Annotated in this window: 26 protein-coding genes and 1 pseudogene; 14 read left to right on the top strand and 13 right to left on the bottom strand. The window is 69.5% G+C overall.

From position 1 onward, the window contains the following. Positions 1-5 precede the first annotated feature (5 nt). The 6 genes from ACZ6YG_RS42510 (at position 6) to ACZ6YG_RS42535 (ending at position 6,682) form a co-directional block, all read left to right on the top strand. Complete coding sequence (locus ACZ6YG_RS42510; RefSeq protein WP_466021086.1) at positions 6-1,025, top strand: NAD-dependent epimerase/dehydratase family protein; 1,020 nt, start codon at positions 6-8, stop codon at positions 1,023-1,025. Next, the gene (locus ACZ6YG_RS42515) at positions 1,022-2,296 is read left to right on the top strand and encodes a DUF4910 domain-containing protein (RefSeq protein WP_466021087.1); all 1,275 of its coding nucleotides are present in this window, start codon (positions 1,022-1,024) and stop codon (positions 2,294-2,296) included. Before ACZ6YG_RS42510 ends, ACZ6YG_RS42515 begins: the two co-directional genes overlap by 4 nt. Then, a complete protein-coding gene (locus ACZ6YG_RS42520; RefSeq protein ID WP_466021088.1) occupies positions 2,296-3,252 on the top strand; it encodes a hypothetical protein in 957 nt (318 codons plus the stop codon). The genes ACZ6YG_RS42515 and ACZ6YG_RS42520 overlap by 1 nt, the downstream gene beginning before the upstream one ends. Beyond that, the gene (locus ACZ6YG_RS42525) at positions 3,249-4,709 is read left to right on the top strand and encodes an oligosaccharide flippase family protein (RefSeq protein ID WP_466021089.1); all 1,461 of its coding nucleotides are present in this window, start codon (positions 3,249-3,251) and stop codon (positions 4,707-4,709) included. Before ACZ6YG_RS42520 ends, ACZ6YG_RS42525 begins: the two co-directional genes overlap by 4 nt. Next, a complete protein-coding gene (locus ACZ6YG_RS42530) occupies positions 4,696-5,583 on the top strand; it encodes a glycosyltransferase family 2 protein (RefSeq protein WP_466021090.1) in 888 nt (295 codons plus the stop codon). The genes ACZ6YG_RS42525 and ACZ6YG_RS42530 overlap by 14 nt, the downstream gene beginning before the upstream one ends. Before the next feature lie 61 nt (positions 5,584-5,644). Continuing rightward, positions 5,645-6,682: a hypothetical protein gene (locus tag ACZ6YG_RS42535; RefSeq protein ID WP_466021091.1), complete on the top strand. Its 1,038-nt coding sequence runs from the start codon at positions 5,645-5,647 to the stop codon at positions 6,680-6,682. On the opposite strand, the gene ACZ6YG_RS42540 is transcribed toward ACZ6YG_RS42535, so the two are convergent. The 6 genes from ACZ6YG_RS42540 to ACZ6YG_RS42565 all read right to left on the bottom strand — a co-directional run bounded on the left by ACZ6YG_RS42540 (position 6,661) and on the right by ACZ6YG_RS42565 (position 11,804). Continuing rightward, positions 6,661-7,533 carry a DUF6492 family protein gene (locus ACZ6YG_RS42540; RefSeq protein ID WP_148036442.1) on the bottom strand — a complete coding sequence of 291 codons (873 nt, stop codon included), beginning with the start codon at positions 7,531-7,533 and terminating at the stop codon, positions 6,661-6,663. The two genes, ACZ6YG_RS42535 and ACZ6YG_RS42540, sit on opposite strands and share 22 nt — an antisense overlap. Then, positions 7,530-8,414, bottom strand: a complete 885-nt coding sequence (locus ACZ6YG_RS42545) for a DUF6492 family protein (protein ID WP_466021092.1) — start codon at positions 8,412-8,414, stop codon at positions 7,530-7,532. Before ACZ6YG_RS42545 ends, ACZ6YG_RS42540 begins: the two co-directional genes overlap by 4 nt. Positions 8,415-8,524: 110 nt before the next feature. Next, positions 8,525-10,177: a DNA recombination protein RmuC gene (locus ACZ6YG_RS42550; protein WP_466021093.1), complete on the bottom strand. Its 1,653-nt coding sequence runs from the start codon at positions 10,175-10,177 to the stop codon at positions 8,525-8,527. A gap of 10 nt (positions 10,178-10,187) precedes the next feature. Continuing rightward, positions 10,188-10,697 carry a hypothetical protein gene (locus ACZ6YG_RS42555; RefSeq protein WP_466021094.1) on the bottom strand — a complete coding sequence of 170 codons (510 nt, stop codon included), beginning with the start codon at positions 10,695-10,697 and terminating at the stop codon, positions 10,188-10,190. A gap of 253 nt (positions 10,698-10,950) precedes the next feature. Next, complete coding sequence (locus tag ACZ6YG_RS42560) at positions 10,951-11,553, bottom strand: YdcF family protein (RefSeq protein ID WP_466021095.1); 603 nt, start codon at positions 11,551-11,553, stop codon at positions 10,951-10,953. Positions 11,554-11,561: 8 nt separating this feature from the next. Further along, positions 11,562-11,804 carry a type II toxin-antitoxin system VapC family toxin gene (locus ACZ6YG_RS42565; RefSeq protein ID WP_466021096.1) on the bottom strand — a complete coding sequence of 81 codons (243 nt, stop codon included), beginning with the start codon at positions 11,802-11,804 and terminating at the stop codon, positions 11,562-11,564. 59 nt (positions 11,805-11,863) lie between these two features. Between ACZ6YG_RS42565 and ACZ6YG_RS42570 the strand changes: the two genes are divergently transcribed. Then, complete coding sequence (locus ACZ6YG_RS42570; protein ID WP_466021097.1) at positions 11,864-12,016, top strand: hypothetical protein; 153 nt, start codon at positions 11,864-11,866, stop codon at positions 12,014-12,016. 404 nt (positions 12,017-12,420) lie between these two features. Here ACZ6YG_RS42570 and ACZ6YG_RS42575 read toward each other — a convergent pair whose 3' ends face one another. Beyond that, positions 12,421-13,005 carry an ATP-binding protein gene (locus tag ACZ6YG_RS42575; protein WP_466021098.1) on the bottom strand — a complete coding sequence of 195 codons (585 nt, stop codon included), beginning with the start codon at positions 13,003-13,005 and terminating at the stop codon, positions 12,421-12,423. Between the two features lie 180 nt (positions 13,006-13,185). Here ACZ6YG_RS42575 and ACZ6YG_RS42580 point away from each other — a divergent pair, with 180 nt between their 5' ends. Both ACZ6YG_RS42580 and ACZ6YG_RS42585 read left to right on the top strand, forming a co-directional pair. Next, a complete protein-coding gene (locus ACZ6YG_RS42580; RefSeq protein ID WP_466021099.1) occupies positions 13,186-14,016 on the top strand; it encodes a helix-turn-helix domain-containing protein in 831 nt (276 codons plus the stop codon). Continuing rightward, a complete protein-coding gene (locus tag ACZ6YG_RS42585; protein ID WP_364232665.1) occupies positions 14,013-14,222 on the top strand; it encodes a DUF397 domain-containing protein in 210 nt (69 codons plus the stop codon). The genes ACZ6YG_RS42580 and ACZ6YG_RS42585 overlap by 4 nt, the downstream gene beginning before the upstream one ends. A 33-nt stretch (positions 14,223-14,255) precedes the next feature. On the opposite strand, the gene ACZ6YG_RS42590 is transcribed toward ACZ6YG_RS42585, so the two are convergent. Continuing rightward, a complete protein-coding gene (locus ACZ6YG_RS42590; protein WP_364232667.1) occupies positions 14,256-14,420 on the bottom strand; it encodes a hypothetical protein in 165 nt (54 codons plus the stop codon). Between the two features lie 1,076 nt (positions 14,421-15,496). Between ACZ6YG_RS42590 and ACZ6YG_RS42595 the strand changes: the two genes are divergently transcribed. Then, positions 15,497-16,156 carry a Panacea domain-containing protein gene (locus ACZ6YG_RS42595; protein ID WP_364232669.1) on the top strand — a complete coding sequence of 220 codons (660 nt, stop codon included), beginning with the start codon at positions 15,497-15,499 and terminating at the stop codon, positions 16,154-16,156. A 3-nt stretch (positions 16,157-16,159) separates the two neighbouring features. Continuing rightward, positions 16,160-16,813: a hypothetical protein gene (locus ACZ6YG_RS42600; RefSeq protein WP_466021115.1), complete on the top strand. Its 654-nt coding sequence runs from the start codon at positions 16,160-16,162 to the stop codon at positions 16,811-16,813. A gap of 103 nt (positions 16,814-16,916) precedes the next feature. On the opposite strand, the pseudogene ACZ6YG_RS42605 reads toward ACZ6YG_RS42600, so the two are convergent. Next, a pseudogene (locus ACZ6YG_RS42605) lies at positions 16,917-16,997 on the bottom strand (Scr1 family TA system antitoxin-like transcriptional regulator); the annotation flags it as partial. A gap of 178 nt (positions 16,998-17,175) precedes the next feature. Between ACZ6YG_RS42605 and ACZ6YG_RS42610 the strand changes: the two are divergent. Further along, positions 17,176-17,886 (top strand): hypothetical protein, encoded by a 711-nt coding sequence (locus tag ACZ6YG_RS42610; protein ID WP_466021100.1) that lies wholly within the window; start codon positions 17,176-17,178, stop codon positions 17,884-17,886. After that, the gene (locus ACZ6YG_RS42615; RefSeq protein WP_466021101.1) at positions 17,883-19,208 is read left to right on the top strand and encodes an O-antigen ligase family protein; all 1,326 of its coding nucleotides are present in this window, start codon (positions 17,883-17,885) and stop codon (positions 19,206-19,208) included. The genes ACZ6YG_RS42610 and ACZ6YG_RS42615 overlap by 4 nt, the downstream gene beginning before the upstream one ends. On the opposite strand, the gene ACZ6YG_RS42620 is transcribed toward ACZ6YG_RS42615, so the two are convergent. After that, positions 19,157-20,086, bottom strand: coding sequence for a hypothetical protein (locus tag ACZ6YG_RS42620; protein ID WP_466021102.1), 930 nt, complete (start codon positions 20,084-20,086; stop codon positions 19,157-19,159). The two genes, ACZ6YG_RS42615 and ACZ6YG_RS42620, sit on opposite strands and share 52 nt — an antisense overlap. 12 nt (positions 20,087-20,098) lie before the next feature. After that, complete coding sequence (locus ACZ6YG_RS42625) at positions 20,099-20,641, bottom strand: dTDP-4-dehydrorhamnose 3,5-epimerase family protein (RefSeq protein ID WP_466021114.1); 543 nt, start codon at positions 20,639-20,641, stop codon at positions 20,099-20,101. Between the two features lie 32 nt (positions 20,642-20,673). Between ACZ6YG_RS42625 and ACZ6YG_RS42630 the strand changes: the two genes are divergently transcribed. Continuing rightward, the gene (locus ACZ6YG_RS42630; RefSeq protein WP_466021103.1) at positions 20,674-21,519 is read left to right on the top strand and encodes a glycosyltransferase family 2 protein; all 846 of its coding nucleotides are present in this window, start codon (positions 20,674-20,676) and stop codon (positions 21,517-21,519) included. A gap of 77 nt (positions 21,520-21,596) precedes the next feature. On the opposite strand, the gene ACZ6YG_RS42635 is transcribed toward ACZ6YG_RS42630, so the two are convergent. Both ACZ6YG_RS42635 and ACZ6YG_RS42640 read right to left on the bottom strand, forming a co-directional pair. Then, positions 21,597-22,781 carry a glycosyltransferase family 4 protein gene (locus tag ACZ6YG_RS42635; RefSeq protein WP_466021104.1) on the bottom strand — a complete coding sequence of 395 codons (1,185 nt, stop codon included), beginning with the start codon at positions 22,779-22,781 and terminating at the stop codon, positions 21,597-21,599. Continuing rightward, complete coding sequence (locus ACZ6YG_RS42640; RefSeq protein ID WP_397199508.1) at positions 22,771-24,075, bottom strand: nucleotide sugar dehydrogenase; 1,305 nt, start codon at positions 24,073-24,075, stop codon at positions 22,771-22,773. The genes ACZ6YG_RS42635 and ACZ6YG_RS42640 overlap by 11 nt, the downstream gene beginning before the upstream one ends. Positions 24,076-24,164: the final 89 nt, after the last annotated feature.

The following is a 24,164-nucleotide window of genomic DNA, read 5'->3' on the forward strand; positions in this document are numbered from 1 at the left end:
TCCGCATGCGCGTTCTGCTCACCGGGCACCTGGGATACCTGGGCACCGTGATGGCGCCGGTGCTCGCCGCCGCCGGCCACGAGGTGACCGGGCTCGACTCCGGGCTGTTCGCCGACTGCGTGCTGGGCCCGGATCCCGCGGATCCGCCGGGCCACCGGACGGACCTGCGCGACGTGCCCGCCGGGCTGCTCGACGGCTTCGACGCGGTGGTCCACCTGGCGGCGCTGTCGAACGACCCGCTGGGCGCGCTGGCCCCCGAGCTGACCTACGCCATCAACCACACGGCCTCCGTCCGGCTGGCCAGGCTGGCGCGGGACGCGGGCGTGCGCCGCTTCCTGTACGCCTCCACCTGCTCGGTGTACGGGGCCTCGGGCGGGGACGAGCTGCTGGGCGAGGACGCGCCGCTGTGGCCGGTCACCCCGTACGCGGAGTCCAAGGTGCGGGTGGAGGACGACCTGGCGGCGCTGGCCGACGACGACTTCTCGCCGGTCTACCTGCGCAACGCCACCGCGTTCGGGTTCTCGCCCCGGCTGCGGGCCGACATCGTGCTGAACAACCTGGTCGCGCACGCCCACCTGACCGGCACCGTGCGGGTCCTGTCGGACGGCACGCCGTGGCGGCCGCTGGTGCACGCGGCCGACATCGCCGAGGCGTTCGCCGCCGCGCTGGCCGCGCCGCGCGAGGCGGTGCACGACCGGGCGTTCAACGTCGGCTGGGAGCAGAACAACCTGACCGTCGCCGAGATCGCCGAGCACGTGGTGGAGGCGGTGCCCGGCGCTGAGCTGCTCATCACCGGTGAGAGCGGGGCCGACCCGCGCTCGTACCGGGTGGACTTCTCCCGCATCAGGGCCGCGCTGCCCGGCTTCCACGCCCGGTGGACGGTCAAGGCGGGGGCGGTCGAGCTGGCCGACGCCTACCGCGAGCACGGGCTGACCGCGCACGGCTTCGAACGGCGCTTCACCCGGCTGGCCAGGCTCGCCGACCGCCGCGCCGACGGCACCGTCACCCCGGAGCTGCGCGCGTGACCGGTGAGGAGATGCACGCCCTGGTCGAGCGGCTCTACCCGGTCTGCCGCTCCATCACCGGCGACGGCGTGCGCCGCACGCTGGAGATCGTCGGCGAGCACCTGCCGCTCGACGTGCACGAGGTGCCCACCGGGACGCAGGTGCTCGACTGGACGGTGCCCAAGGAGTGGAACATCCGCGACGCGTACGTCAAGGATCCCTCCGGGGCCAGGGTGATCGACTTCCGGCGGCTCAACCTGCACGTGGTGGGCTACAGCGTGCCGGTGCGCGGCACGTACACGCTGGAGGAGCTGCGGCCGCGGCTGCACACGCTGCCCGACCAGCCGGACCTGGTGCCGTACCGGACCAGCTACTACAGCGAGACGTGGGGGTTCTGCCTCAGCCAGCGAACGCTCGACGGGCTCGGCGAGGGGCCGTACGAGGTGCTGATCGACGCCACGCTGGCCGACGGGCACCTCACCTACGGCGAGCACGTCGTGCGCGGCACCAGCGACGAGGAGGTGCTGATCTCCTGCCACGTGTGCCACCCGTCGCTGGCCAACGACAACCTGGCCGGGATCGCCGTCGCCGTCGCGCTCGCCGCCCGGCTGGAGGCGCAGCGGCCGTCACTGCGGCTGACGTACCGGTTCGTGTTCGCGCCCGGCACGATCGGCGCGATCACCTGGCTGGCGCGCAACCGCGACCGGCTCGGCCGGATCGGGGCCGGGCTGACGCTCGCCTGCGCCGGCGACCCCGGCCCGCTCACCTACAAGCGCAGCAGGCGCGGCGACGCGGGCGTGGACCGCGCGCTGGCGCACGTGCTCGCCGGCCGGCCGCACACGATCCTCGACTTCTCCCCGTACGGGTACGACGAGCGTCAGTACTGCTCGCCCGGCTTCGACCTGCCGGTCGGCAGCCTCACCAGGACCCCGTACGCGGGCTACCCCGAGTACCACACCTCCGGCGACCACCCGGGCTTCGTCACCGCCGAAGCCATGGCCGACACGCTGGAGACGCTCTGGGAGGCGGTGCGCGTGCTCGAACGCGACGGCCGCTACCGGAACCTCAGCCCGTACGGCGAGCCGCAGCTCGGCAGACGCGGCCTGTACGGGTCGATCGGCGGGCGCAGTGACACGCGAGAGGCGCAGCTGGCGATGTTATGGGTGCTGAACCAGTCCGACGGCGGCCACAGCCTGCTGGACGTCGCGGACCGGTCGGGCTTGCCCTTCGACATGGTCGCCGACGCCGCCGCCGCGCTCGAAGGCGCCGGGCTGCTCAAACGGGAGGACTGATGGAGTTGCGTGTGGGCGACCTCGTCGAGGTCCGCGGCCGGGAGGAGATCCTGGCCACGCTGGACGAGCGGGGCGAGCTGGAGAACCTGCCGTTCATGCCGGAGATGCTGCGCTACTGCGGGCGGCGGCTGACCGTGCACAAGGTGGCGCACAAGCTCTGCGACACGATCAGCCGCAGCGGCATGCGCAAGATGGAGCGCGCCGTCCACCTCACCGGCGCCCGCTGCGACGGGGCCGCGCACGGCGGCTGCCAGACCGCCTGCTCCCTCTACTGGAAGGAGGCCTGGCTCAGGAAGGTCGAGCCGGGCGATCCGCCGCGGCCCGCCGCGTCGTCGCCGAGGCTGCTGCCGCTGCTCCAGGTCAACACCCGCAAGGGCGCGGACGCGTACTCCTGCCAGGCCACCGAGCTGCTCAGGGCCGCGCCCACCTGTCTGCCGTTCCGCGACCTCGGCCAGTACGTCACCGACGTGCGCAGCGGGAACGCCGGGGCGCCCGCGGTGGCGCGGGCGTTCCTGGTCGGGCTGTTCAACCGGTTCCAGGAGGCGAGCAAGAAGATCCTGCCGCGCCGGCTGTGGATCAGGCGCGGGCTGCGCTGGGGGTTCGTCGAGGGGCGGGCCGGCCGGACCACGCCCACCGGCAAGCTCGACCTCCAGCCGGGCGAGCTGGTCAGGATCAAGCCGAAGGACGACATCCTCGCCACGCTCGACGACGACCTGCTCAACCGCGGGCTCGGCTTCGAGGAGGAGATGGCCCGCCACTGCGGCCGCACCGCCCGGGTGCGCGCCAGGGTGGAGCGCTGCCTGGACGAGAAGACCGGGCGGATGCTGCACATGAAGAACCCCTGCATCGTCCTCGACGACCTCGTCTGCGAAGGGGTCTACAACGCGAACTGCCCGCGCGAGTTCGTCCCGTTCTGGCGGGAGATCTGGCTGGAGAGGGTCGAGGACGGTACGTGAGCGACGTCGGCGAGGTCGGCCGCAAGGCGGGCCGCGGCCTGCGCTGGAGCCTGCTCGGCAACGTGGTCATGAAGGCCGGCTCGTTCGCGATGAGCCTGGTCCTGGCCCGGCTGCTGACGAACGACGACTTCGGCGTGTTCGCCATCGCGCTGGCGGCCAGCCAGTTCGTCATCCACGTCAACGACGCCGGGGTCATCGCCGCCACCGTGCAGTGGCGCGGCAGGCTGGAGGAGATCGCGCCGACCGCGACCGTCGTCGCCATCGCCTCCAGCCTCACCCTGTACGGGCTGTTCTGGGTGATCGCGCCCTTCTACGCGAGCTTCGCCGGCAACGAGGACGCCACCTGGGTGATCCGCATCCTCATGGCCACCAACGTCGTCTACGGGCTGACGGCGGTGCGCAGCGCCGCCCTGATGCGCCGCTTCGAGCAGGACAAGCTGGCCTGGGCCAACCTGGCCGGGTTCGGCGCCAACGCGGCCGTCTCCATCACCCTGGCCGCGGACGGCGCCGGGGCCTACAGCTTCGCCTGGGGGCAGCTCAGCGGGGCCGCGCTCACCGGCGTGCTGGTGCTGGTGCTCGCCCGGGTGCGGATCGCGTTCGGCTTCGACCGGGTGCTGGCCGCCCGGCTGCTCCGCTTCGGGCTGCCGCTCTGCGTCGGGCTCGGCATCGAGGGGCTGCTGCTCAACGTCGACGTGGTGATCGTCGGGGACACCCTCGGCACCGCCCAGCTCGGCTTCTACCTGCTCGCCTACAACATCGCGGCCTGGGTGCCGGGCATCATCGGCACCGCCCTGCGGTACGTGGCGCTGCCCAGCTTCTCGCGGCTGGCCGAGGAAGGGCCGGCCGCGATCCAGGAGGGGGTGCGGCGGGCGGTCCCGCTGCTGGGCTGCCTCGTGCTGCCGGTCGCGGCGGTCATGTGCGTGCTCGCACCCGCGCTGGTGGAGTTCCTGTACGAGCCGCGCTGGCTGCCCTCGGCCCAGGTGCTGCGGTTCCTGGCGATCGTGATGGCCGTGCGGATGCTCAGCCTGCTGATCACCGACATCCTGGCCGGGCTGGGCATCACCAGGGCGACCCTCTGGGTGAACGTGTGCTGGGCGCTCGCGCTGGTGCCCGCCCTGCTCGTCGGCGCTCGTACGGGCGGCATCCAGGGGGCCGCGACGGCGCACGCGGTGGTCGCGGTGGTGCTGGCGCTGCCGCTGCTGGCGCTCGCGCTGCGCCGGGCCGGGGTGCCCGTCGGGCTGTTCGCCGCCGGGCTGGCCAGGCCGCTGCTCGCCGCCGTCCTCGCCGGGGTGGCCATGGCCGGGCTCGCCACCGTGGTCGACGGGGCGTTCCTGGAGCTGTGCGTCGCCGGCGGGGCCGGGCTGCTGCTGTTCGTGCTCGTCGCGGTGCCGCGCGCCGCGCTCCTGCATCTCGTACGCCATCTTGTACACGGAGGGAGGGCCCATGTCGGCCGCTGATCTGGTCTCGATCGCGCTGCCGGTGCGCAACGGCGCCGACCGGCTGGAAGGGGTGATCGGGTCGGTGCTCGCCCAGGACCACCAGAACCTGGAGCTGGTCATCTCCGACAACGCCTCCACCGACGGCACGGAGGAGCTCTGCCGCGACCTGGCCGCCTCCGACCCCCGGATCGTCTACCACCGGCATCCGGAGAACGTCGGCCTGCTCAACAACTTCGTGCACGCCGCCCGCGTCTCGCGCGGCGCGTACGTGCGCTGGATCGGCGACGACGACCGGCTCGACCCGCCCTGCGTCTCCCGGGGGCTGGCCGCGTTCGCCGCGGACGAGCGGGTCGTGCTGGTCACCACCCAGGTCGCCTACACCGGCCCCGACGGCGCGCCGCGCACCGCCGCCTACGACGGCACCGCGCTGTCCTCCGGCGACCCGGTGACCCGCTTCACCGAGCTGCTCAGGCTGCTGAACGAGAGCCACCTGCTGATCGACCCGCTGTACGGGATGCTGCGCCGCTCGGTGGCCACCGGCATCCCGCGCCGCAACATGCTGCGCGAGGACGAGGTGTTCGCCGCCAAACTTGCGCTGGCCGGGCCGTGGGCGCACGTGCCCGAGGTGCTGGCGCACCGCAACTGGCGGGTGGAGCGCATCTCGGGCGTGGCCAGGCGGCTCGGCGTGCCCGCCTGGCAGTCGCACCTGGCCAACACGCTGCAGTGCCGGGAACTGCTGTCCTGGCTGGGCCGGGCGGGCCTGACCGAGGACCAGCGGCGGCGGGCGCGGGTGGAGGTGCTCAGGATGTACGCGCGACGGCAGCGGCGGACGGTGACGCACCGTGGTCGACGAGTTGGCCGCAAGCTGCTCTCCCTCGCCCGCCTGGTGTAACACGCCGAATGAACCGTGCGATTTCCTCTTTGTACCGTTATATGCGACGGGGGCGGATGTAGTGGGCTTTTGGAAGACCGTTGTCGGCCTGGCCCTGAGGAAGTCCGTCGGGCCCCCGGTCGTGGTGGCGGCCGTCCTGCTGGCCCTGGCCGGCTGGCTCCTGGTCCCGGACCGGTACGTGTCGACCGCGTCCATGGTGCTCACCGTGCCCGCCAGCGGCGGCACGCTGGAGACCCTGCCCGAGTCCAAGCCGGGGCTGACCAACCCGCTGCTGCAGTTCAACGACGCGCTCCGGACCACCGCCGGCATCCTCATCCTGGCCACGAACACGCCCGAGGTCGCGGCCTCACTCGGGGTCGCCGAGGACGGGCCGACCTCCCTCACGATCAACGACGGGCGCACCAACCCCGACCTGCTGGGCATCAGCACCAACGGGCCGTTCGTGTACGTCGAGGTGGAGAGCACCTCGCCGCGGGTGGTCAGGGAGGTCATGGCCAAGGCGCAGCAGCGGGTCAAGCTGGAACTGGCCGAGCGGCAGGTGGCCCTGGACGCGCCGATCAGCACGCACATCGGCATCCTCGACGTCATGCCCGCCTCCGTGCCCAAGCCCATCGTCCAGGGCCGCCTGATGGCCGCCGCCGGCGGCGCCTTCGCCGGCGTCACGCTCGGCCTGGCCCTGGCCTTCGCGATCACCCGGCTCGGCGTCCCCTCCCGCCTCCGCCTGCCGGCCCCGGAGAGGGGCGTCGCCTCTCCTGAGGGCTCCACGGGCGCGCTCGCGACGGTAGGTGTCGCCTCTCCAAAGGGCTCCGCGGCCCCCGGAAGCGGTCACTCCGCCGGCGACGGAATCGGGGCGGGGGCCGAAGCGCCGCCGCGCCGCAACGGAACGCCCCTTGAACGGACCACGCTCCCGGCCTTCCCCCTTACGGTGGAGGAGCTGAGCTTGGGAGGCGACCCCCTCCCGGCCAAAGCTTCCGGCAAGGCCGAGGCTTCCGGCGAGGCCGAGGACGTCGGCGACACCCAGCAGTTCCGGGTCGTCGGCGGGGACACCGGGCCGATCGAGGTGGTGACCCGCGAGGGTCAGCCCGACTCCACCACCTGAGCGCACCGCCGGATCGCCGCCAGCCTGGACTCCATGGGCGTGTTCGACTTGGCCGAGATCATCATCCCCACCGCGTCGGCCCCCAGCCGGTCGGCGAAGGCCAGCGCCGTCGCCTCGTCCCACGGCTCGTGGTTGTAGCTCAGATGGCAGATCGAGGTGTTCACCGGCGGCGCCGCCTTCAGCACCTCGTCCACGAAGACCCCGTACAGGATGAACTCGGAGATGTGCAGCCGGGAGTTGAAGGCGTCCAGCCAGTCCCGTCCCGTCACCTCGGTGATGCGCCGCTGCATGGCGCGCACGATGTGCGGGTCCCAGAACGTCAGCGCGGTCACGTAGTCGGGCAGCGGGGGCGGCGGCGGTGGCGGCAGCCCCAGCAGCTCGCGCGCGACGTGGTGCCAGAGCACGTGCCGCTCCATCGAGGCGGTGACGCCTTCTTCGAGGCGGTACAGGCACAGCCGGCCGTCCCGGGTGAACGACGTCGCGTCGGTCGGCCGTACCAGCACGGCGTCGGAGTCGACGATGAGCATGGCGTCGGCGTCGATCAGCCCGGCGGCGGCGATCTTGACGGTCTGCTGCATCACCCAGCCGCGCAAAGGCGGCCACGGGCGGCGGGAGTTGACGTACACGTCCGTGCCGGGCATCCGCAGGTAGCGGCGGGGCAGCAGTTCGGAGCGGACCCACACGTGGCAGCGCGGCCCCTGGTACGGGGCGAACAGCTCCTTGTCGCCGGGCGGCACGAACACGTGGTGGATGGTGTCCTCGGAGGTGTGCTCCAGCACCGACCGGTGCAGGAGGGCGAACAGTTCGGCGTCTTGGGCGTAGGACGGCGTGATGACCGCCAGCTTGCTCAAGGGGGGCTCCCATCGAGTCCGGTGACCTGGGCGCAGCGCTGGATGGCGGCCAGACGCGCCGCCACGGGGGTCCGCGACTTGGCGGAGATCATCATGCCGATCGCCCGGGGTCCCAGCCGTTCGGCGAAGGCCACGGCGCCGGCGTGGTCGAGCGGGGTGCGGTCCCACCGGCTGTGGCACATCGCGGTGTCGCCGGGCGGCGACGTCTTCAGCACCTCGTCGACGAAGACCCCGTACACGATGAACTCCGACACCCGCAGGTGGGCCGTGAAGGCGACCAGCCAGTCGCGGCCGGTGGCCTCCTCGATCCGCGCGATCATGGCGCGCACCACGGCCGGGTCCCAGCAGGCCAGCGAGCTGACGTAGTCGGGCAGCGGCGGGGTGGCGGTGCCGGGCAGGCCGAGCAGGTCACGGGCGGCGCGGTGCCAGGTGACGTGCTCGGGCATGCCGTCGTGCACGGCGCCGTCGGCCCGGTACAGGACGGTCTGGCCGTCGCGGACGAAGTGCTCGGGCCCGGCGTCGCGGACCAGGACCACGTCGGAGTCGGCGACCAGCACCACCCGTGCGTCCAGCCGGGCCGTCACGGCGATCTTCGCCGCCTGCTGGACGACCCAGCCGCGCAGCGGCGGCCACGGCCGCGCCGGGTCGATCCAGAGCGCGGTGCCGGGCAGGTGGGTGATGCGGCGGGGGAGGATCTCCGGGTACGTCCACACCCGGCAGCGCGGCCCCGCGTACCCGGCGAACAGGGCGCGGTCCGAGGCGGGCACCACCACGTGGTGGACGGTGCCGCCGGAGGTGTGCTCCAGGACCGAGCGGTGCAGGTGGGCGAAGAGGTCGGCGTCGGGCCGGTACGTGGGCGTGACGACGGCCAAATCGCTCATGAAGACCTCTCCAGTCCCCCGTGAAACGCCCCTCTTATCCATATCGCGGGGTTTTGTGGGGTGTTACAGGGGTTTCTGCAACGCTCCACCCCGGCTCGCGCTGCGCGGTGTCAACCGGCGACGGCGTCTTCTGGACCCGGTGTCGGCGGGAGCGCTCGGACCGCCGATTCGGCGTTGGCCGACGCCACCAGTTCCGGAGTCCCGAGCGGCCGCGTGGCCTGCTCGGCGCCCTTGAGTTCGACCAGGTCACTCTCGACGACCTTGAGCGTTCGGAACTTGCGTGCCGTGATCATGACCCGTCCCTCCATCGAGCCGATGGTGTCGTTGTAGGACTTGACCGACCGGTCGAGGGACTTGCCCAGGGCGTTCAGGTGCCCGCCCATGACCGACAGCCGGTCGTACAGTTCCCGGCCGAGCTCGTACACCTGCTTCAGGTTGTCCTGCAGCGCGGCTTGGGTCCACGCGAACGCGACGGTCCGGAGCAGACCGATCAGGGAGGTCGGCGTCGCGATCAGCACGTTCTTGGAGATCGCGTACTCCTGGAGGGACGGGTCCTTCTCCAAGGCCGGCTGAAGAAAGGCGTCACTGGGCACGAACAGCACGACGAACTCCGGCGAAGCGGCGACCTGCCGGAAGTACTCCTTGCCGCCGAGGGCGTCCACATGCTTGCGCAGATGACGGGCGTGGTCAGCCCAGTGCTTGTCCACCTCGGCGTCCTCGACGGCCTCGACCGCGGCCATGAACGCGGCCATCGGGACCTTGGCGTCCACGACGACGTGCTTGCGGCCGGCCAGGCGGACCACCAGGTCGGGTCGGACCGCGCTCTCGTCACCGGCGAAGTGCACCTGGGTGTCGAAGTCACAGTGTTCGACGAGCCCCGCCAGCTCCACGGCCCTTTTGAGGTGCATCTCGCCCCACTGCCCGCGCACCTGCGGCTTCTTGAGCGCCTCGACCAGAGCACGGGTCTCTTTCCGGGTCCGGTGCCCCTCCTCCGTCAGAGTGATCAACTGCTGGTTCAGCGTGGCCTCGGCCGCGACCCGGGTGTTGGTGAACCCCTTGAGCTGCCGGTCCATTTCCGTCAACTGCTCGCGGACCGGTTTGCTGACCGCGCCCAAGGTGGCTTCGGCCCTGGTCACCAGCTCGTCCTGGGACTTCTTCAGCATGTCGGCCGCCGTCGCGCGCAGGGTCTTCTCCAGGAGCTGGTTGTTGTCCACGCGCGTCTGGTCGAGCTCCTGGCGGACGGCATGCACCGACGCGGCCTGCTCCAGCAGAGCCTGCTTCTGCATGGTCAGCTCGGTGATCTGCGCCCTGAGGGCTTGGATCTCCGTGCGCAGTTCCGTCTCCCTGCCCGTCGAGGCCGCGATCGAGACCTCGGCCTCGCGAAGCCTGCGTCCGGTCTCCGCCTTCTCGCCCTGTTCCGCCTCAAGCATCAGCTGCAGGCGCCGGGCATCGGCTTCCCTCCTCTGGAACCCGTTCCGAACCGCGTCCAGCTCGGCGGAGAGCCGGCCGAGCTGTTCGTCCAACCCACGGCGCTCGGTCAGCGCGGCGGTGTGGGCCTGCCCCAGCTCGGCGAGCTGCCGCCGCGCCATGTCCCGCTCCGCGAGCAGGGCGTCCGCACGCTCGCTGGCCTGATTCCGCCGTTCCTCGGCGATCTTCAGAGCGGTGCGGTCGGCGGTGGCGCGGCTGCGGGCGATCAAGTACGCGATCGTGGCGCTCATCAGCGTCAGCACGAGCGCCAGCACGACGAGGTACGCGGGAGTCATGGACAGCACGTCAGCCCACCCGCTTCCAGTCCTGGCAGCCCTTGGTCTCGAAGTACTCACCCTTCTTGAGGGTCACCCTCGTCTGGCCGCTGACGTTGCCGTTGGCGATGATGGCGCCGAACTCCCCTGAGGCGTCCTTCAAACGCGCCCAGTAGCAGGTGAAGCCGTCGGTGCCCGAGGTCTTGTACGTGCCGGGCTTGATCTCCTCACCGACGAGGTACTGGCCGTCACCTGGGACGGTGGTCAGCGGGCCGCTCTCCGTCTGCTCCGGTGCGGTTTCGGCAACGGTGTCCGCCATCTCGGTCACCGTGACGGTGGGGCGCGGGCCAGCCGCGCTGGTCTCCGTCTCGCCGCTGGAGCCGATGACGATCCCGAGGAGCAGCGAAACGAAGGCGGTCAGGCCGTAGGTGAGCCACCGGCGGTCGTGACGTGCCGGCTGCGGCGGGTAGATCGGTGCGTAGGCCTGCACCCAGGGCTGCGGCTCCGGATAGGAGCTTGTGCCGGGGCTGTGGTCGGTCATGTCGAGTCCTCTCGCGGTCGGACTTCGAGCCCGAAGAGATTCACGAGAGAACTGTGTCTCAGGATTCTTGACGAGCGCTAAATTCGTTCCGATAACCCCTCTTATCGACATTTACTACGTGGATGAATCGGGAGCAGATGTACGGCGCACCCTCATGAGGAACGCCAACTCGATTCTTGGAGAGAATCGCTCGCAAGCAGACCGCCATCAGCCTGAAGGGCCTTGCAAGGGAGGTCCGCACCGAGGCAGTTGTTCAGCACCAGGCCCCTTCGACCAGCCTCGCCGCACTGAGGCTGCCGTCGGCTACGCGGCGAGTCACCTCTTCCCATTCGCGGATGACCCGGCGGCTCCCTTCAGGGATGGCCGGCCAGTCCGTGCGGGTGACGGGTCTCCCCGAATAAAGGGGTTCCCAGGTGATGACGTGAAAAGTGGAAATCTCCGGCGCGAGGCCCTTGAGGATGTGAACGGTTCGGCGGTGATACCACTTGCAAACGGCCGTGATGGTGAGCCGCGATCGACACGCTTCCCGTAGGAACGGCAGGGCGTATTCGACGTTCTGCCAGGTATTCATGGACTGCGCCTCGACGCGGATGGCTTCGTCCGGGACGTCGCGTTCAAGAAGCAGGCGGCGGAAGGTGCTTCCTTCGACGATGCCGTTGTGACGGTTGACCCCGCCGGTGCAGATGATCAGTGGCGCCAACCCCTTGTGGTACCGCTCCGCCGCGATGTCGACCGGCTGGATCTGGTTGGTGCCGAAGAGAAAGTGCGCGGTCGGTCGCTCGGCGGGTGGTGGTGCCTCGACGTCGACGAAGGCGGTGATGGCGGAGACCTGCTCGGGGCTGATGTCGACGGTCATCACGATCCTCAACCTCTGAAGAGTGTGAGCGGCTGTTCGTCGGGACGCTGGTCGCTTCGAGGTGGCGAGGGCCCACCCGGCAGGTAGGCCCCTTGCAAGCTCGCCTCACCGCGGTTGTCCGCCACGATGGCCGCTTCGACGTAGTTGACAGCCGAGATGCGACACACGGCTGCGGCGATAGCGTGGGCGAATCGGGTGGCCTCTGGCTCACCGTTGATGACGGCAATGATGGCGCTGGAATCGATGATCATGCGGGAAGGCCGGTGTCCGGGTCGTACAGATCTTCAACGGACAGTCGGTCCCGACCGAGATGGGTTCGCATGTCAGCGGCAATGCTCAGGATACGTTCGGCTCTGCCGGCGGCTTCGGAGCGGCGTTCCAGCGCATCCAGACGGCGTTCGAGCACTTGAGCGGCGTGCTGGGTTTCCTCGGCCAACCGGATGACCCGGCGGGCGAGGTCTGAAGGGGCTCGTGTTCGAGGTCCACGCTCACCGTCGCTCGACTCCCTCCGCTGCGACGCCTGTGTTGCACCTTCAGCGTAACTGGTGACCGAGCCTTGCTCGCGCCGATGGGCATTTGTCGTTCAACGGGCCTCGCCCCTGAGTAGGGCGCCCCAGATCGGTTCCGTCTCCGCCGTCAACCTCCACACCGTCTCATGGACCACGCCATCGGCGGATCTCCGGACGAACGAGAGCCCGCCCGCGACGCAGACCTCGTAACAGGGTGCGCAACCACTGCATGTGTGCCGCCGAACCCGGAACCGGACACACCGGGCAGCGGGGCTCGCCCAGGCGATCCGTTCATGTCCCTCCTGGACAGGAGCCATGTGAAGGCCGTGGTACTCCTCCAACAGGTCTGACGCCCCGCTCATCGCCGGCCTGCCGTACGAGGCAGCGCGAACCAGGTCGCCTTGCCCGCCAGCCCAGGGCAGGTGGCGAACCCCTGCGGAACGCAGCCGTACAGCCCGGCCGACAGCTCCGCCACGATCAGCAGCCCCCGCCCGTGCTCGGCCTGAGCATCCGCACCCCGGCGCACCGGGCGAACGGCTCCCGCGTCGACCACCATGCACACCACTTCGACCGGATCGACCCGTACCACCAGCTCGTACGGCGCGTCACCGTACAGAACCGCGTTCGTGACCAGCTCGCTGACCATCAGCACGGCGTCGTCAACCAGATCCGGCCCCAGACCGACCAGCAGGAGCGCGCGCCGGACAAGGTCACGGGCATCACCGACCGCACGGGCGTCATCCCGAAGCCGCCAGACCATGCTCCGCCCGACAGAGCCGGAACGCTCCGCCACCGCAGCGGCCTTCGATTGAGCGGCTCCTGGCACGATCTCGCCGAACAAGGAAGCTTTTCCGTACATTTTTATCCCTTTTCTAGAAATGTCGATTTGCTCCCGCTCTAGGTATGTCACCAAATTTTCGTCTGCAGCGTTGCGGTTGTCCATTTCCTGTCATGGTCAGAGATCGGGCGGAAACCTTTGACTTTCAGTCTGCCCAGGTGAAGACTCATCTTGTAGAAGAAATCGGTGCACAATCGAGTCCCAAAAACCTCCTTCAAATGGGGCTCGTCGTCAACATTTGTCAGCACCCGTCAAGATGCTGGGGAGACAGGTGAGGGGATGGTCATGGGCAACGACCTTGATCCGCGTCTAACACCAGTTCAGCGCTTCGGCAGAGAGCTAGCCCGAACACGTAGGGAGCACGAACTGACGCAGTCAGCTCTTGGCAAGCGCCTGGACTGCTCGTCATCCCTCGTCGCGCATATCGAAAAAGGGGATCGCAAGCCGAAACCGGATTTCGCCGCGGGCTGTGACCAGGTGTTCGGCACAGGCGACCGCTTCGCCCGCCTGTGTCGCAGCATCACATCTCCGTCCGGGCCAGGCTGGTACCTCCGATGGACGGACGAGATCGAACCCTCGGCCCGTGTTCTCAGAAGCTGGGATCCCCTCCTGATCCCTGGCTTGCTCCAGTCCGAGGACTACGCCAGGGCCGTCTTTCGGGGCGGTCTCGCGGGGATCTCAGACCGAAGCGTTGAGGATGGTGTCAGCGCTCGCATGCACCGCCAACTCATCCTCGACACCGAAGCACCGCCCACACTGTGGGTCCTCGTTGATGAGCTGGTGCTTCGCCGCCCGGTCGGGGGTCCGCTCGTCATGGCCGCACAACTGGAGCATCTCCTTGCCGTTGCCGACCGCCCCTACATCACGGTGCAAGTCGTCCCCTTTGACACTCCGTGTACTGCCGGCTTGCTGTCCAGCTTCATCATCGCCGAGCTACCGGACAGTCCCACGGCTGTATCGGTGGACTCCGCAGGTAGAGGCGAGGTATCAGCCGAACACGACTTCGTTGCGCTGATCTGGGATAGATATGACAAGCTACGAGCAGAGGCTTACCGTCCCGGACAGTCTCTAGAGATGATCGAGGAAGCCCGAGACCAATGGAAGCTCAAGACATGATCCATGCGGACCTTCTCCGGGCGGCATGGAGAAAGAGTTCCCGCAGCGGCGACAACGGAGGAAACTGCGTCGAGGTCGCCGGCAATCTCCCCGGAATCGTCGCCGTGCGTGACAGCAAGAACCCGAACGGCCCCGCGCTCGTCTTCACCCCGGGCGAGTGGCGAGCCTTCCTCAGCGGTGTCAAGCTCGGCGAGTTCGACGCATAGTCTGACTGCCCTCAGACAGCGAGACTTTTGTCGTCACCTTTGAAGTCTGTGTGACGAGAACAAGATCCAAAGCGGCTGGGTGAAGGGCAGGTCATCTGAGCCGCGACGTTCGCCGAAGGGCAGGTAGAGTTCGCGGCTGACGGTGTCGGTGATGGCGTTGACGGCCAGTTGGGTGCTGCCGTGCAGGTCGGCGAGCATCCAGGTGACGCCGCTGGGCTCGCGGAGGGCCACGAGAGCCGTCGCTGCTGTAGTACCGCTTGGCGGTGACCTGGCCGCTGGCGAGGCGGAGTTCGATCGCGCCGAGGTAGAGGGTGGTGCTGCCGTCGGGGTCATGGCGGATCACCGTTCGCCGGCGGCGTCGACACCATGACGGTGTCCGCGCCCTGGATGGTGGCCTGGTCAAGCTGGCCGAGCAGGTTCCAGGTGAAGGTGGCCTGCTTGTTGTCGACGGTGCGGGCGGCGAGCTGCCGACGCCGTCGTAGGCGATGGCGGTGACCGCGTTCGGCCGCTCTGCGCCGGCACCGGGGGTGGGGTAGATGTAGGTGGCGGTCTGGCCGTTGTCGGTCAGGCTGGTGATGTTGCCGACCTTGTCATAGGTGTACGCCTGGCCGTCGGTGGTGCCGGGGATGGCGGAGACGGCGTCCAGGATCCGGGTGATGTTGAAGCCGCAACGGTCGTCTTGGACGGTCTCTGGGCTCGAGCTGTCGGCTTCGTCTGGGCGGTGACCCGGGAGAGCCAGTCCGTCGTGGAGTCGCGCTCCAGGACCCGCTCAATCTGGCCGCCCGCCCCGCCCCAGAGAACAACTTTCGAGCTTGCCGGTCAGGGTGAACGTGGTGTTGTGGACGTAGGTGAAGCCGCCCAGGTTCGAGGTGGTGACCTTAGCGAAGCCGAGATCGGTGTAGGCGTGGGTGCCGCTCCCATCGAGGCGGTGACACCGTCGTCCACCTGGTGCACGCACAGCCGCCCGTCGCGGGTGAATGACGTCGCGTCGGCGGGCCGTACGAGCAGCGCGTCGGAGTCGACGATGAGCAGGACGTCGGCGTCGACCGGCCCTGCGGCGGCGATCTTGACGGCCTGCTGTATGACCCCCCCGGCACGGGCGGCCACTGCCGCAGGCTGTTGACGAACAGGTCCGTGCCGGACACAAAGCTATTCGAACCTGTTATCGAATTTCCGCGCCACTTCTCTGTCCTCCCGCTGTGTTCTGTGTGAGACTGAGGCGACAACCACTGGTAGGTAGCATGGGGGTAGGAAGTATGACCGGGAGGTGATTCATGCTGACCGCAAACGACGTTGCTAGTGTGATCATCGCTCGCAACGGGCCTTGGCTCGACGCCATGTCGCTTCAGAAGCTGTTGTACTACGTGCAGGCATGGCACGTAGCGATCACGAATGAACCACTATTCGATGAGCAGGTCAAAGCCTGGAAGGACGGCCCGGTCGTTCCGCAGGTGTGGCGCGCCCGCAAGGACAGGGCATCCCGCCGCGCAGCAACTCAGAACATCGAGGGCATCCACTTGGACGATCTCGCCTCTGACTTGATTGACCTGGTCATCGGCGCGTACGGATCGATGAGCGGCGAAGAGCTTAGTGCGCTGACGCACGCCGAGACCCCTTGGAAAGAGGCCAGGGGGGATCTTCCGGCAGACGCAGAGTGCCGGAACCCGATCAGCCTAGATGCGATGGCTCGTTTCTATCGGACCCATCGGAAGCTGGGCGGCCGCACCGCTGCAGACCTCGCCGCTGGAGGTATCCACCTTAGCGCTGCCAAGGGCGCTGGCCGAGTAGACGTAGACGCGCTTCTGGCTTCGCTGGGCGACGAAGGCATGGACGCGGGTAGTGACCCCTGGGGCGGAGGCAACCTCCAAGACAGCAGCCTGCTCGATGCCGAGGGCATTGAGCAGGAGCCGCGCCGATCGTACGCGGACTGGTAGATCGTGGAGGGTGAAGAGCAACAGCGCCACGTCGTTGTATTCGACGTCAACGTGTACCTCGACGTGGCCAGTCTCCTTGGGCCCCCTTTTACCTGGGACAAAGCAAGCGCAGCCGCCGCTTCGGTAGCTCGGGAACCCGTGCCGCATAGAAGCGATCTCGCCTACGACTCGCTTCGCGCCATCGCGGCATGCACCTCAGGCAGGTTCGCCGGCCTGGAACCGCTAGAAGTATGGACCAACGCCCACATCGACAAAATGGTCCGCAGCAAGGCCCAGCAGCCAGTTCTCCCTGACCCGCAGACCGGCTACCGAGGGCTCGGCTGGGGCAGAAACGACGCACAAACGCTCGTGACCGAGTTGATTGGTGGTCTTACGGCCCAATCTCTTGGTGGGACGCTCGGCGATACTTACCCTGACGGGAATCCGCCGCTTGATCACGAGGACGGCCTGGTCTACGGCGCATGCAAGTGGCTCGCCGGCGATGACCCGCTCTGCGCGGTCTACTGCGTGACGCGAGACAAGGGCTTCATCGCGGCCCACTCCAACGGCTCTTTGAACAAGCACAGTTACGTCCTCGCGCCAACGAGGTTCCTTCTGCTCTTGCGCGCGGCTCGAGCCCAGTACGCCATCCAAAAGACTCGCCCCGGTAAGCCCTAACATGCTCGACGGGTGACGGGTCAGAGCCACCAGATCGCGGTGGCTCTCGCCGGCAACTCGGTGAGCTGGGTGAGGCGTTCGGCCAAAGGCAACCCGGGTGCCTTGGAGTTTCCCACGGTACGACTTGCACGGTCACGTACGGGCGGTTGGCGGCGGCAACAAGATGGTCAAGCTGTACGGACATGACCTGGGCGTCCCTATTGGTCGTCGAAGCGCCATCTCGTCAAGCAAGACCCACAGGGTGGGCGGTGAACCGGTGTCCAGGGTCGGCACATAACACCCAGTAACAGGACAGATGCTGGTGTAACGCTCCACCCCTGTGCGCCCGACATCCATGGGGCGGCACTCGTACGGGAGGGCGTGTGGACTTCTGGGGGACCATCCTCGTCCTGATCAGACGCTGGTACGTCGCCCTGCCGGCCTTTCTGCTGGCCCTCGGCGGCGCCTTCTATGCCTACAGTACGATCCCGGTCACCTACACCACCACCGCCGTGCTGGTGCTGACCGCGCCGACCACCGGCGGGATCCTGCCACCCGACCCCGGCCAGCCCGTGCCCCAGGTCAACCCGCTGCTCAACTTCGACCACGGGCTGGACGTGGCCGCCTCCATGCTGATCAGTGTCATGAGCACGCCGGACATGGTGGCCGACATGGGCACGGCCGAAGGCGACACCGAGTACGCGGTCACCAACGGCACCAACAACCTGGAGTCGCTCGCGACCGGGCCGCTGGTGTTCGTCGAGGGGGAGAGCCGCACGCCGGAGGCGTCCGCGGCCATCGTCCGGCAGGTGATCGAGCGGGTCAGGCAGGAGCTCGACGTGCGGCAGCGGCAGGTGCACGCGCCGCCGGAGACGTACATCACGATCAGCGAGGCGGTGCCGCCGACCACGCCCGCGCCCCAGCAGGGCAGGAAGCTCCGCTCGGCGGCGGCGGCACTCGGCCTCGGCGTGATCGCCGCCCTGACGGCGGCCTTCGCGGCGGAGAGCCTGGCGGCCCCGCTCCGCCGCCGCCGCCGTCCCGGCCCCCAGCCCGAGGAGAGGGAACTGGTCGGCGCCGAGAAGGCAGGGCCGTGACGGAGCCACCGCCCCGGGCGGATGGGGCGACGGTGGCGGCGGTGTTCGCCTTCGTGCTGCTGGTGGTGCCCGCGCGGCTGGTGCTGAAGTACCTGCCGTTGTCGCTCACGCCCGCGAACGTGGTCAGCCTGGTGGCCGCGCTGCTGTGGCTGTGCGCGCAGCTCACGCTCGCGCTCGGGGCGGCCAAGGGGCGTAATCCGGTACGTACAGCGCTGTTCGCCTATTTCACCGCCATGCTCGCCACGTACGGCTTCGCCACGGCCGGCCCGATGGAGTCGGACGAGCTCAACCTGGCCGACCACTCGTTCGTGCTCGTGGTGGCGATCGTCGGGCTGGCGCTGACCGTCTGCGACGGGGTGCGCGGGCTGCGGCGGCTGGACTTCGTGCTGAAGACGCTCGTCGTGGCCGGAGCGGTGATCGCGGTGATCGGCGCGCTCCAGTTCCTGTTCTCGATCGACCTCACCCGGTTCATGGAGCTGCCGATCCTGCGCTACACGACCGAGGGCGACGCGTTCGTGCTGGAGCGGGCCGACCTGCGGCGGGTGGCCGCCACCACCGGGCATCCGATCGAGTTCGGCGTCACCTGCGCGATGCTGCTGCCGCTGGCCGTGCACTACGGCGTGCGGGCGCGGGCGCTCCGTGAGCCGTCGCTGCGCTGGTGGGTGTGCGCGCTGCTGATCGGGTGCGGGCTGATGTTCTCGGTGTCCCGTTCGGCGATGCTCAGCCTGGCCGTGGTGGGCGTGGTGCTGTTCGGGGGCTGGCCGGTCAGGCGACGGCTCCAGGCGCTGGTGGCGGCGGCCGGGTTCCTGGTGGCGGTCCGCATCGCCGTGCCGGGGCTGCTGGGCACGTTCGTCGGCCTGTTCACCAATATCGGCAACGACGAGAGCATCCAGTACCGCACCCACGACTACGCGGTCGCCGCGCAGCAGATCAGCCGCCACTTCTGGCTCGGCCGCGGGCTCGGCACCTGGTATGCGCCCAAGCACCAGATCTTCGACAACCAGTACATCCTGTCCATGGTGGAGACCGGGCTGATCGGCACGGCGGCGTTCGCCGGGCTGTTCCTCGTCGCGTGCTACGCGGCGCTGCGGTCGCGTTTCCTCAGCGCCGACCCTGTCACCCGCGACCTCGGGCTCACCGTGGCCGCCTGCCTGGTGGTGCCGCTGGCCGGGTCGTTCACGTTCGACCTGCTGTCGTTCCACACCGTGACGGGGATCTCGTTCCTCCTGGTCGGCGCGGCGGGCGCGCTGCTGCGCGCGGTACGCGCCGATCAGCTCGCGCCCTCGCAGGCCAGCGGGCCGACGATCGAGGTGACCCGATAGTTCGCGTCGATGGTCACCAGTTCGTTCCCGGCCCAGTCGGCACGGCCGCACTCGGAGTCGACCGGGCCGTACACCCACGACTTGTCGACGAGCTTGTTGCCGCGCACCACCTGCTTGCCGCGCGCGTTGCGCACCTGGATGCTGAACGTGCCGCCCATCACCAGGTTGCCGGTGACCACGACGTCCTCGGACTTCTCGTCCACCAGGAAGATCGGCGCGGTGATGTGCTCGGCCTCGCGCTGGTCGACGGTGTTGTGGTGGAAGGTCAGGCCCTTGCCGCCGTTGTAGGCCTGGATGCCGTCGGAGTGGTCGCCGGGGTTCGAGCAGAGTTTCACGTACGAGTCGCGGATGTCCACGGCGTCACCGGAGACGCGGAAGCCGTCGCTGTGGCCCTGGACGAGCACGCGGGTGGCGGTGTACTTGTCGTGGCCGATCGCGGGCAGCGGGCCGCAGGTCCTCGTGGTGCCGACGGTGGTGTCCGTGATCGTGAACCGGAACGAACGGTCGCCGTCGGCGTTGGTGACGTGCCCGTCGATGACGCTGTTCTTGATGGTGACGTCGTCGGCGTGGACGAGCAGGGGGCCGCGGATGTGCACGCCGTCGAGCACGGCCCCCGGTGTCTGGACCTTGTACGCGACGTCCTCGGTGTTGAGCGGGACCTCGGTCAGCCGGACACCCTTCGGCGCGCCCGTACAGGTCGGCGTGGGATGGTCGGGGCAGGAACTGCCGTCGGGCCTGACGATCGACGCCGACGGACTGGGCGCCGGCGGCGCGACCGTGGGCCGCGGCTCCGCCTGACATGCCGCCAGCAGCACCACCATCGAGATGACCACGACGGCCGCACAGCCCGGAACCGGTGTGGTGGGGTGGGCGCTCACGGGCATCACCTCTCAGCCGCCGAGCTGGCGCGACAGGTCGGCCCAGGAGCCCGCGCGCAGGTCGCGGTCGCTCACTTCGGTCACCGGCAGGGGCCACGCTATCTTGAGATCCGGATCGTCGTACCGGACCGCGAGATCCTCCGCGGGGTCGTGCTCGCGGTCGATGCGGTAGCAGGTGTCGGCGGGCTCCGTCAGCGCCTGGAAGCCGTGCAGCAGCCCGGGCGGCACGTACAGGACGGTGAAGTCCTCGTCGTCCAGCCGCACCGCCATCCGCCTGCCGAAGGTCGGCGAGCCGGGCCGGGCGTCCACCAGCACGTCGTGGATCGCGCCCCGGGCGCAGCGCACCAGCTTGGCCTCACCCTGCCCACCGCGCCCGTGCAGCCCTCTGACGGTGCCCCGGACCGACCTCGACTGGCTGTCCTGGATGAACGTCTCCGGCTTCAGCCCCGCCTCGGCGGCCACGGCGGCGTCGAACGTCCGGGTGAACAGGCCGCGCCGGTCCCGATGCGGCACCGGCCTGAACAGCAGAACCCCGTCGATCTCGCCCGATTCCACTCTCAAGCTGTCTCCTTCCGAAAGGCGGTGTGATGAAGCCGACGGTCAGCGTGGTGATCCCGGCCCACGACGAGGCAGGCGTGATCGCGGCGAACATGGACACGTTGCTGGCGGGGACCGGGCCCGGCGAGTTCGACGTGATCGTGGTGGCCAACGCCTGCACGGACGGCACCGCGCGGGCCGCCGCCCGGCCGGGCGTGCGGGTGCTGGAGACCTCGCGACCGGGCAAGGTGGAGGCGCTGCGCCTGGGTGACGCCGCCTGCCGCGCCTTCCCGCGCGTCTACCTGGACGCGGACGTGCGGCTGGACGCGAAGTCGGTGCGCGCGCTGGCCGAGGCGGCGTCCAGGCCGGGGGTGCTGGCCTGCGCGCCGGTGCCCGAGTGGGACCTGGCGGGGACGGGGCGGGTCGTCCGGCGGGTGCACCGGGTGCACGATCGGCTGATCGCGCCGTCCCGGGCGCTGGCCGGGGTGGGGGTCTACGTGCTGACCGAGAAGGGACACCGGCGGGTGTTCCCGCTGCCCGACGTGATCTCCGACGACGGCTACGTGGACGGCTCCTTCACCGGCGACGAGCGCGTCGTGGTGACCGAGGCCAGGTCGGTCGTCCGGCCCGCCCGCACGGTCCGCGCCCACCTGGCCCGCCGGGTGCGGGTCAGGCAGGGCAACCGGGAGCTCGCCCGCCTCGGCCTGCCGGCCCGCTCGCTGCGCGCCGGAGCCCTGCGCGACCTCCTCGCCGCCCGCGAGGTGAGCGCCCTCGACGCCGCCTGCTACCTGACGGTCCTCGCCGCCGACCGCGCCCTCACCCTGCTGAGGGGAAGAAAGACAACCTGGGGTACGGACACCGGCACCCGAAACGGACAACCCCCGGCAACCCCGTGACCCGGCAGCCGCGAGCGGAAACAGCCCGGGACGAGTACGGACCCCCATAGAAAAGCCGCGACGCGCGGTGGCAGGGGTCACCGGGGGTCCGTGGCGGCTTCGTAGGCCGCGAGGAGGGCCTTCTTGGAGTGGGTCCACGACAGCGGCCCCGCCACCCGCTCCCTGCCGATCTCGCCCATGCGGCGTCGTTCGGAAGGGTCGTCCAGCAGCCTCGCGATGAGCTTGGCGAACTCCGACTCGTCGTTGGCCGGCGCGTACATGGCCGCCTCGCCCGCCGACACCCGCGCCTCCCGCAGCTCGAAGGAGACGATCGGCCGGGCCATCGCCATGTACTCCATGACCTTGTTCATGGTGGAGACGTCGTTGAGCGGATTCAACGGGTCAGGCGACAGGCACACGTCGGCCGTCGACAGGTAACGCATCAGGTCCGGGTCCGGGATCCGCCCGGTGAACTCGACGGTCTCGCCCAGCCCCAGCTCGCGGGAGAGCGCCACCATCGCGTCGAAGGTGTCGCCGCCGCCGACGAACACCGCGTGCCAGTCGGTCCGCCCGTGCTCGTCACGCAGCCGCGCCAGGCTGCGCAGCGCGTAGTCGACCCCGTCCTGCGGCCCCATCACGCCGAGGTAGCACAGCAGGTGCGGCTTGCCGCGGCGCAGCCCGGGCTCGGCAGGCACCTGGTGGAACCGCTCCACGACGGGCGCGCTGCGCACCACGAACACCTCGCCGGGCAGCTTGCCGCCGCGCGACAGCGCCACCTGCCGGTAGCTCTCGTTGGTGGCGATCACCACGTGCGCGGCCCGGTACGTGCGCCGCTCCAGCAGGCACACGGCCCGGTACAGCAGGTCGCGCCCCCGGCCGAAGCGCGACAGGTACAGCTCGGGCACCAGGTCGTGCTGGTCGAAGATGAACCGGGTGCCCTTGCCCCGCATGGCCAGCGCCACCAGGAAGAACAGGTCGGGCGGGTTGCACCCGTGCACCACGTCGAAGCGCCCGAGCCGGCGGGCGATGCGGAAGGTGTGCCACAGCGCCGACCCGTACTCGCGCAGGTAGCCGACGGGCCCGCCGGTGGCGGCGCGCAGCGGGTAGCGGTGGATGCGCACGCCGTCGATCACCGCCTCGGCCTCGCGGTCCTGCTTGGCGCCCATCGGGCAGATGACGTGCACCTCCCAGCCCGCCTCGCGTAACGCGACGCTCTCCTGCCAGACGCGGCGGTCGAGCGGGACGGAGAGGTTCTCGACGAGGATGAGCGCTCTACCAGCCAATGCCCACGTAATCCCTTCTGTCCCGATGTGTCGCGGCTCCCGGCACGCGCACGAGGTCGATCACCTTGCCGCGGAAGCCGTCGAGCCCGTCCAGCACGGCCGGATCCGTGCTGCCGATCACGCACACCTCCGCGTGGTCCAGCACCTCGGCCACCGAGTCGGCGAGCAGGTCGCCCAGGTGTGGCAGCCGTTCGGCGATGTACTCGCGGTTGGCCCCCATCAGCCGCGACATCGACACGTTGGCGTCGTAGATGCGCAGGTCGTAGCCCTTGCCGAGGAGCCGTTCCGCCAGCTCCACCAGCGGGCTCTCGCGCAGGTCGTCGGTGCCCGGCTTGAACGACAGCCCGAACAGCCCGACCTTGCGCAGCCCCGGCGCGGTGACCAGGTCGAAGGCCCGCCGCAGGTGCGCCTCGTTGGCGGGCAGCACGTGCGACAGCAGCGGCACCGACACGTCCGCCTTGCGCGCCGCGTACACCAGGCCGCGCAGGTCCTTGGGCAGGCAGGAGCCGCCGAACGCGAACCCGGGCCGCAGGTAGGCCGGGCTGATGTTGAGCTTCCTGTCGGCCAGGAACACGTCCATGACCTGGTACGAGTCCACGCCGAGGGCCTGGCAGACCGCGCCCAGCTCGTTGGCGAAACCGATCTTGACAGCATGAAAGGCGTTGTCCGCATATTTCGTCATCTCGGCCACCGGGATCGGCACCCTGAACACCTCGCCCGGCAGCCCCTCGTACAGCCCGGCCACCACGTCCCCGCTGGCCGGATCCGACTCCCCGATCACCGTCTTCGGCGGCGCGAAGAAGTCGCGCACGCTCGTCCCCTCGCGCAGGAACTCCGGGTTGACCGCCACCCCGAAGTCCGCGCCCGCCCGCAGCCCGGAGGACAGCTCCAGGATCGGGATCAGCAGCTCGGCGCAGGTGCCCGGCAGCATGGTGCTGCGGAAGACCACGACGTGCCCGGGTCGCAGCGCCCGGCCGATCTGCTCGGCGACCCGCTCCAGGTAGGCGGTCGACAGGCTGCCGTTCGGCGCGGACGGGGTGCCGACGCAGACGAGGGAGAGGTCGCTGGACGCGACCGCCGCGGCGGCGTCCGAGGTGGCGCGCAGCCTGCCCTCCCGAACCGCCCGCTCGACCAGCTCGCCGATGCGTTCCTCGACGATCGGCGCCCGGCCGCCGTTGACCAGCTCGATCTTGGCGGGGTTGACGTCCACGCCCACGACCTCGTGGCCCATCGAGGCCAGGCACGCCGCCGACACGCACCCCACGTAGCCGAGCCCGAAGACGCTGATCCGCATGGCTTCCCCCGCCTGAAGAGCGTGCTGGACCGTGCAGAGGACGTTCGCGATCTTCCCCGCCTCCACCGGATATGTCGGGGATGTCCGTT

The organism is Nonomuraea sp. NPDC054003 (genome assembly GCF_055585125.1).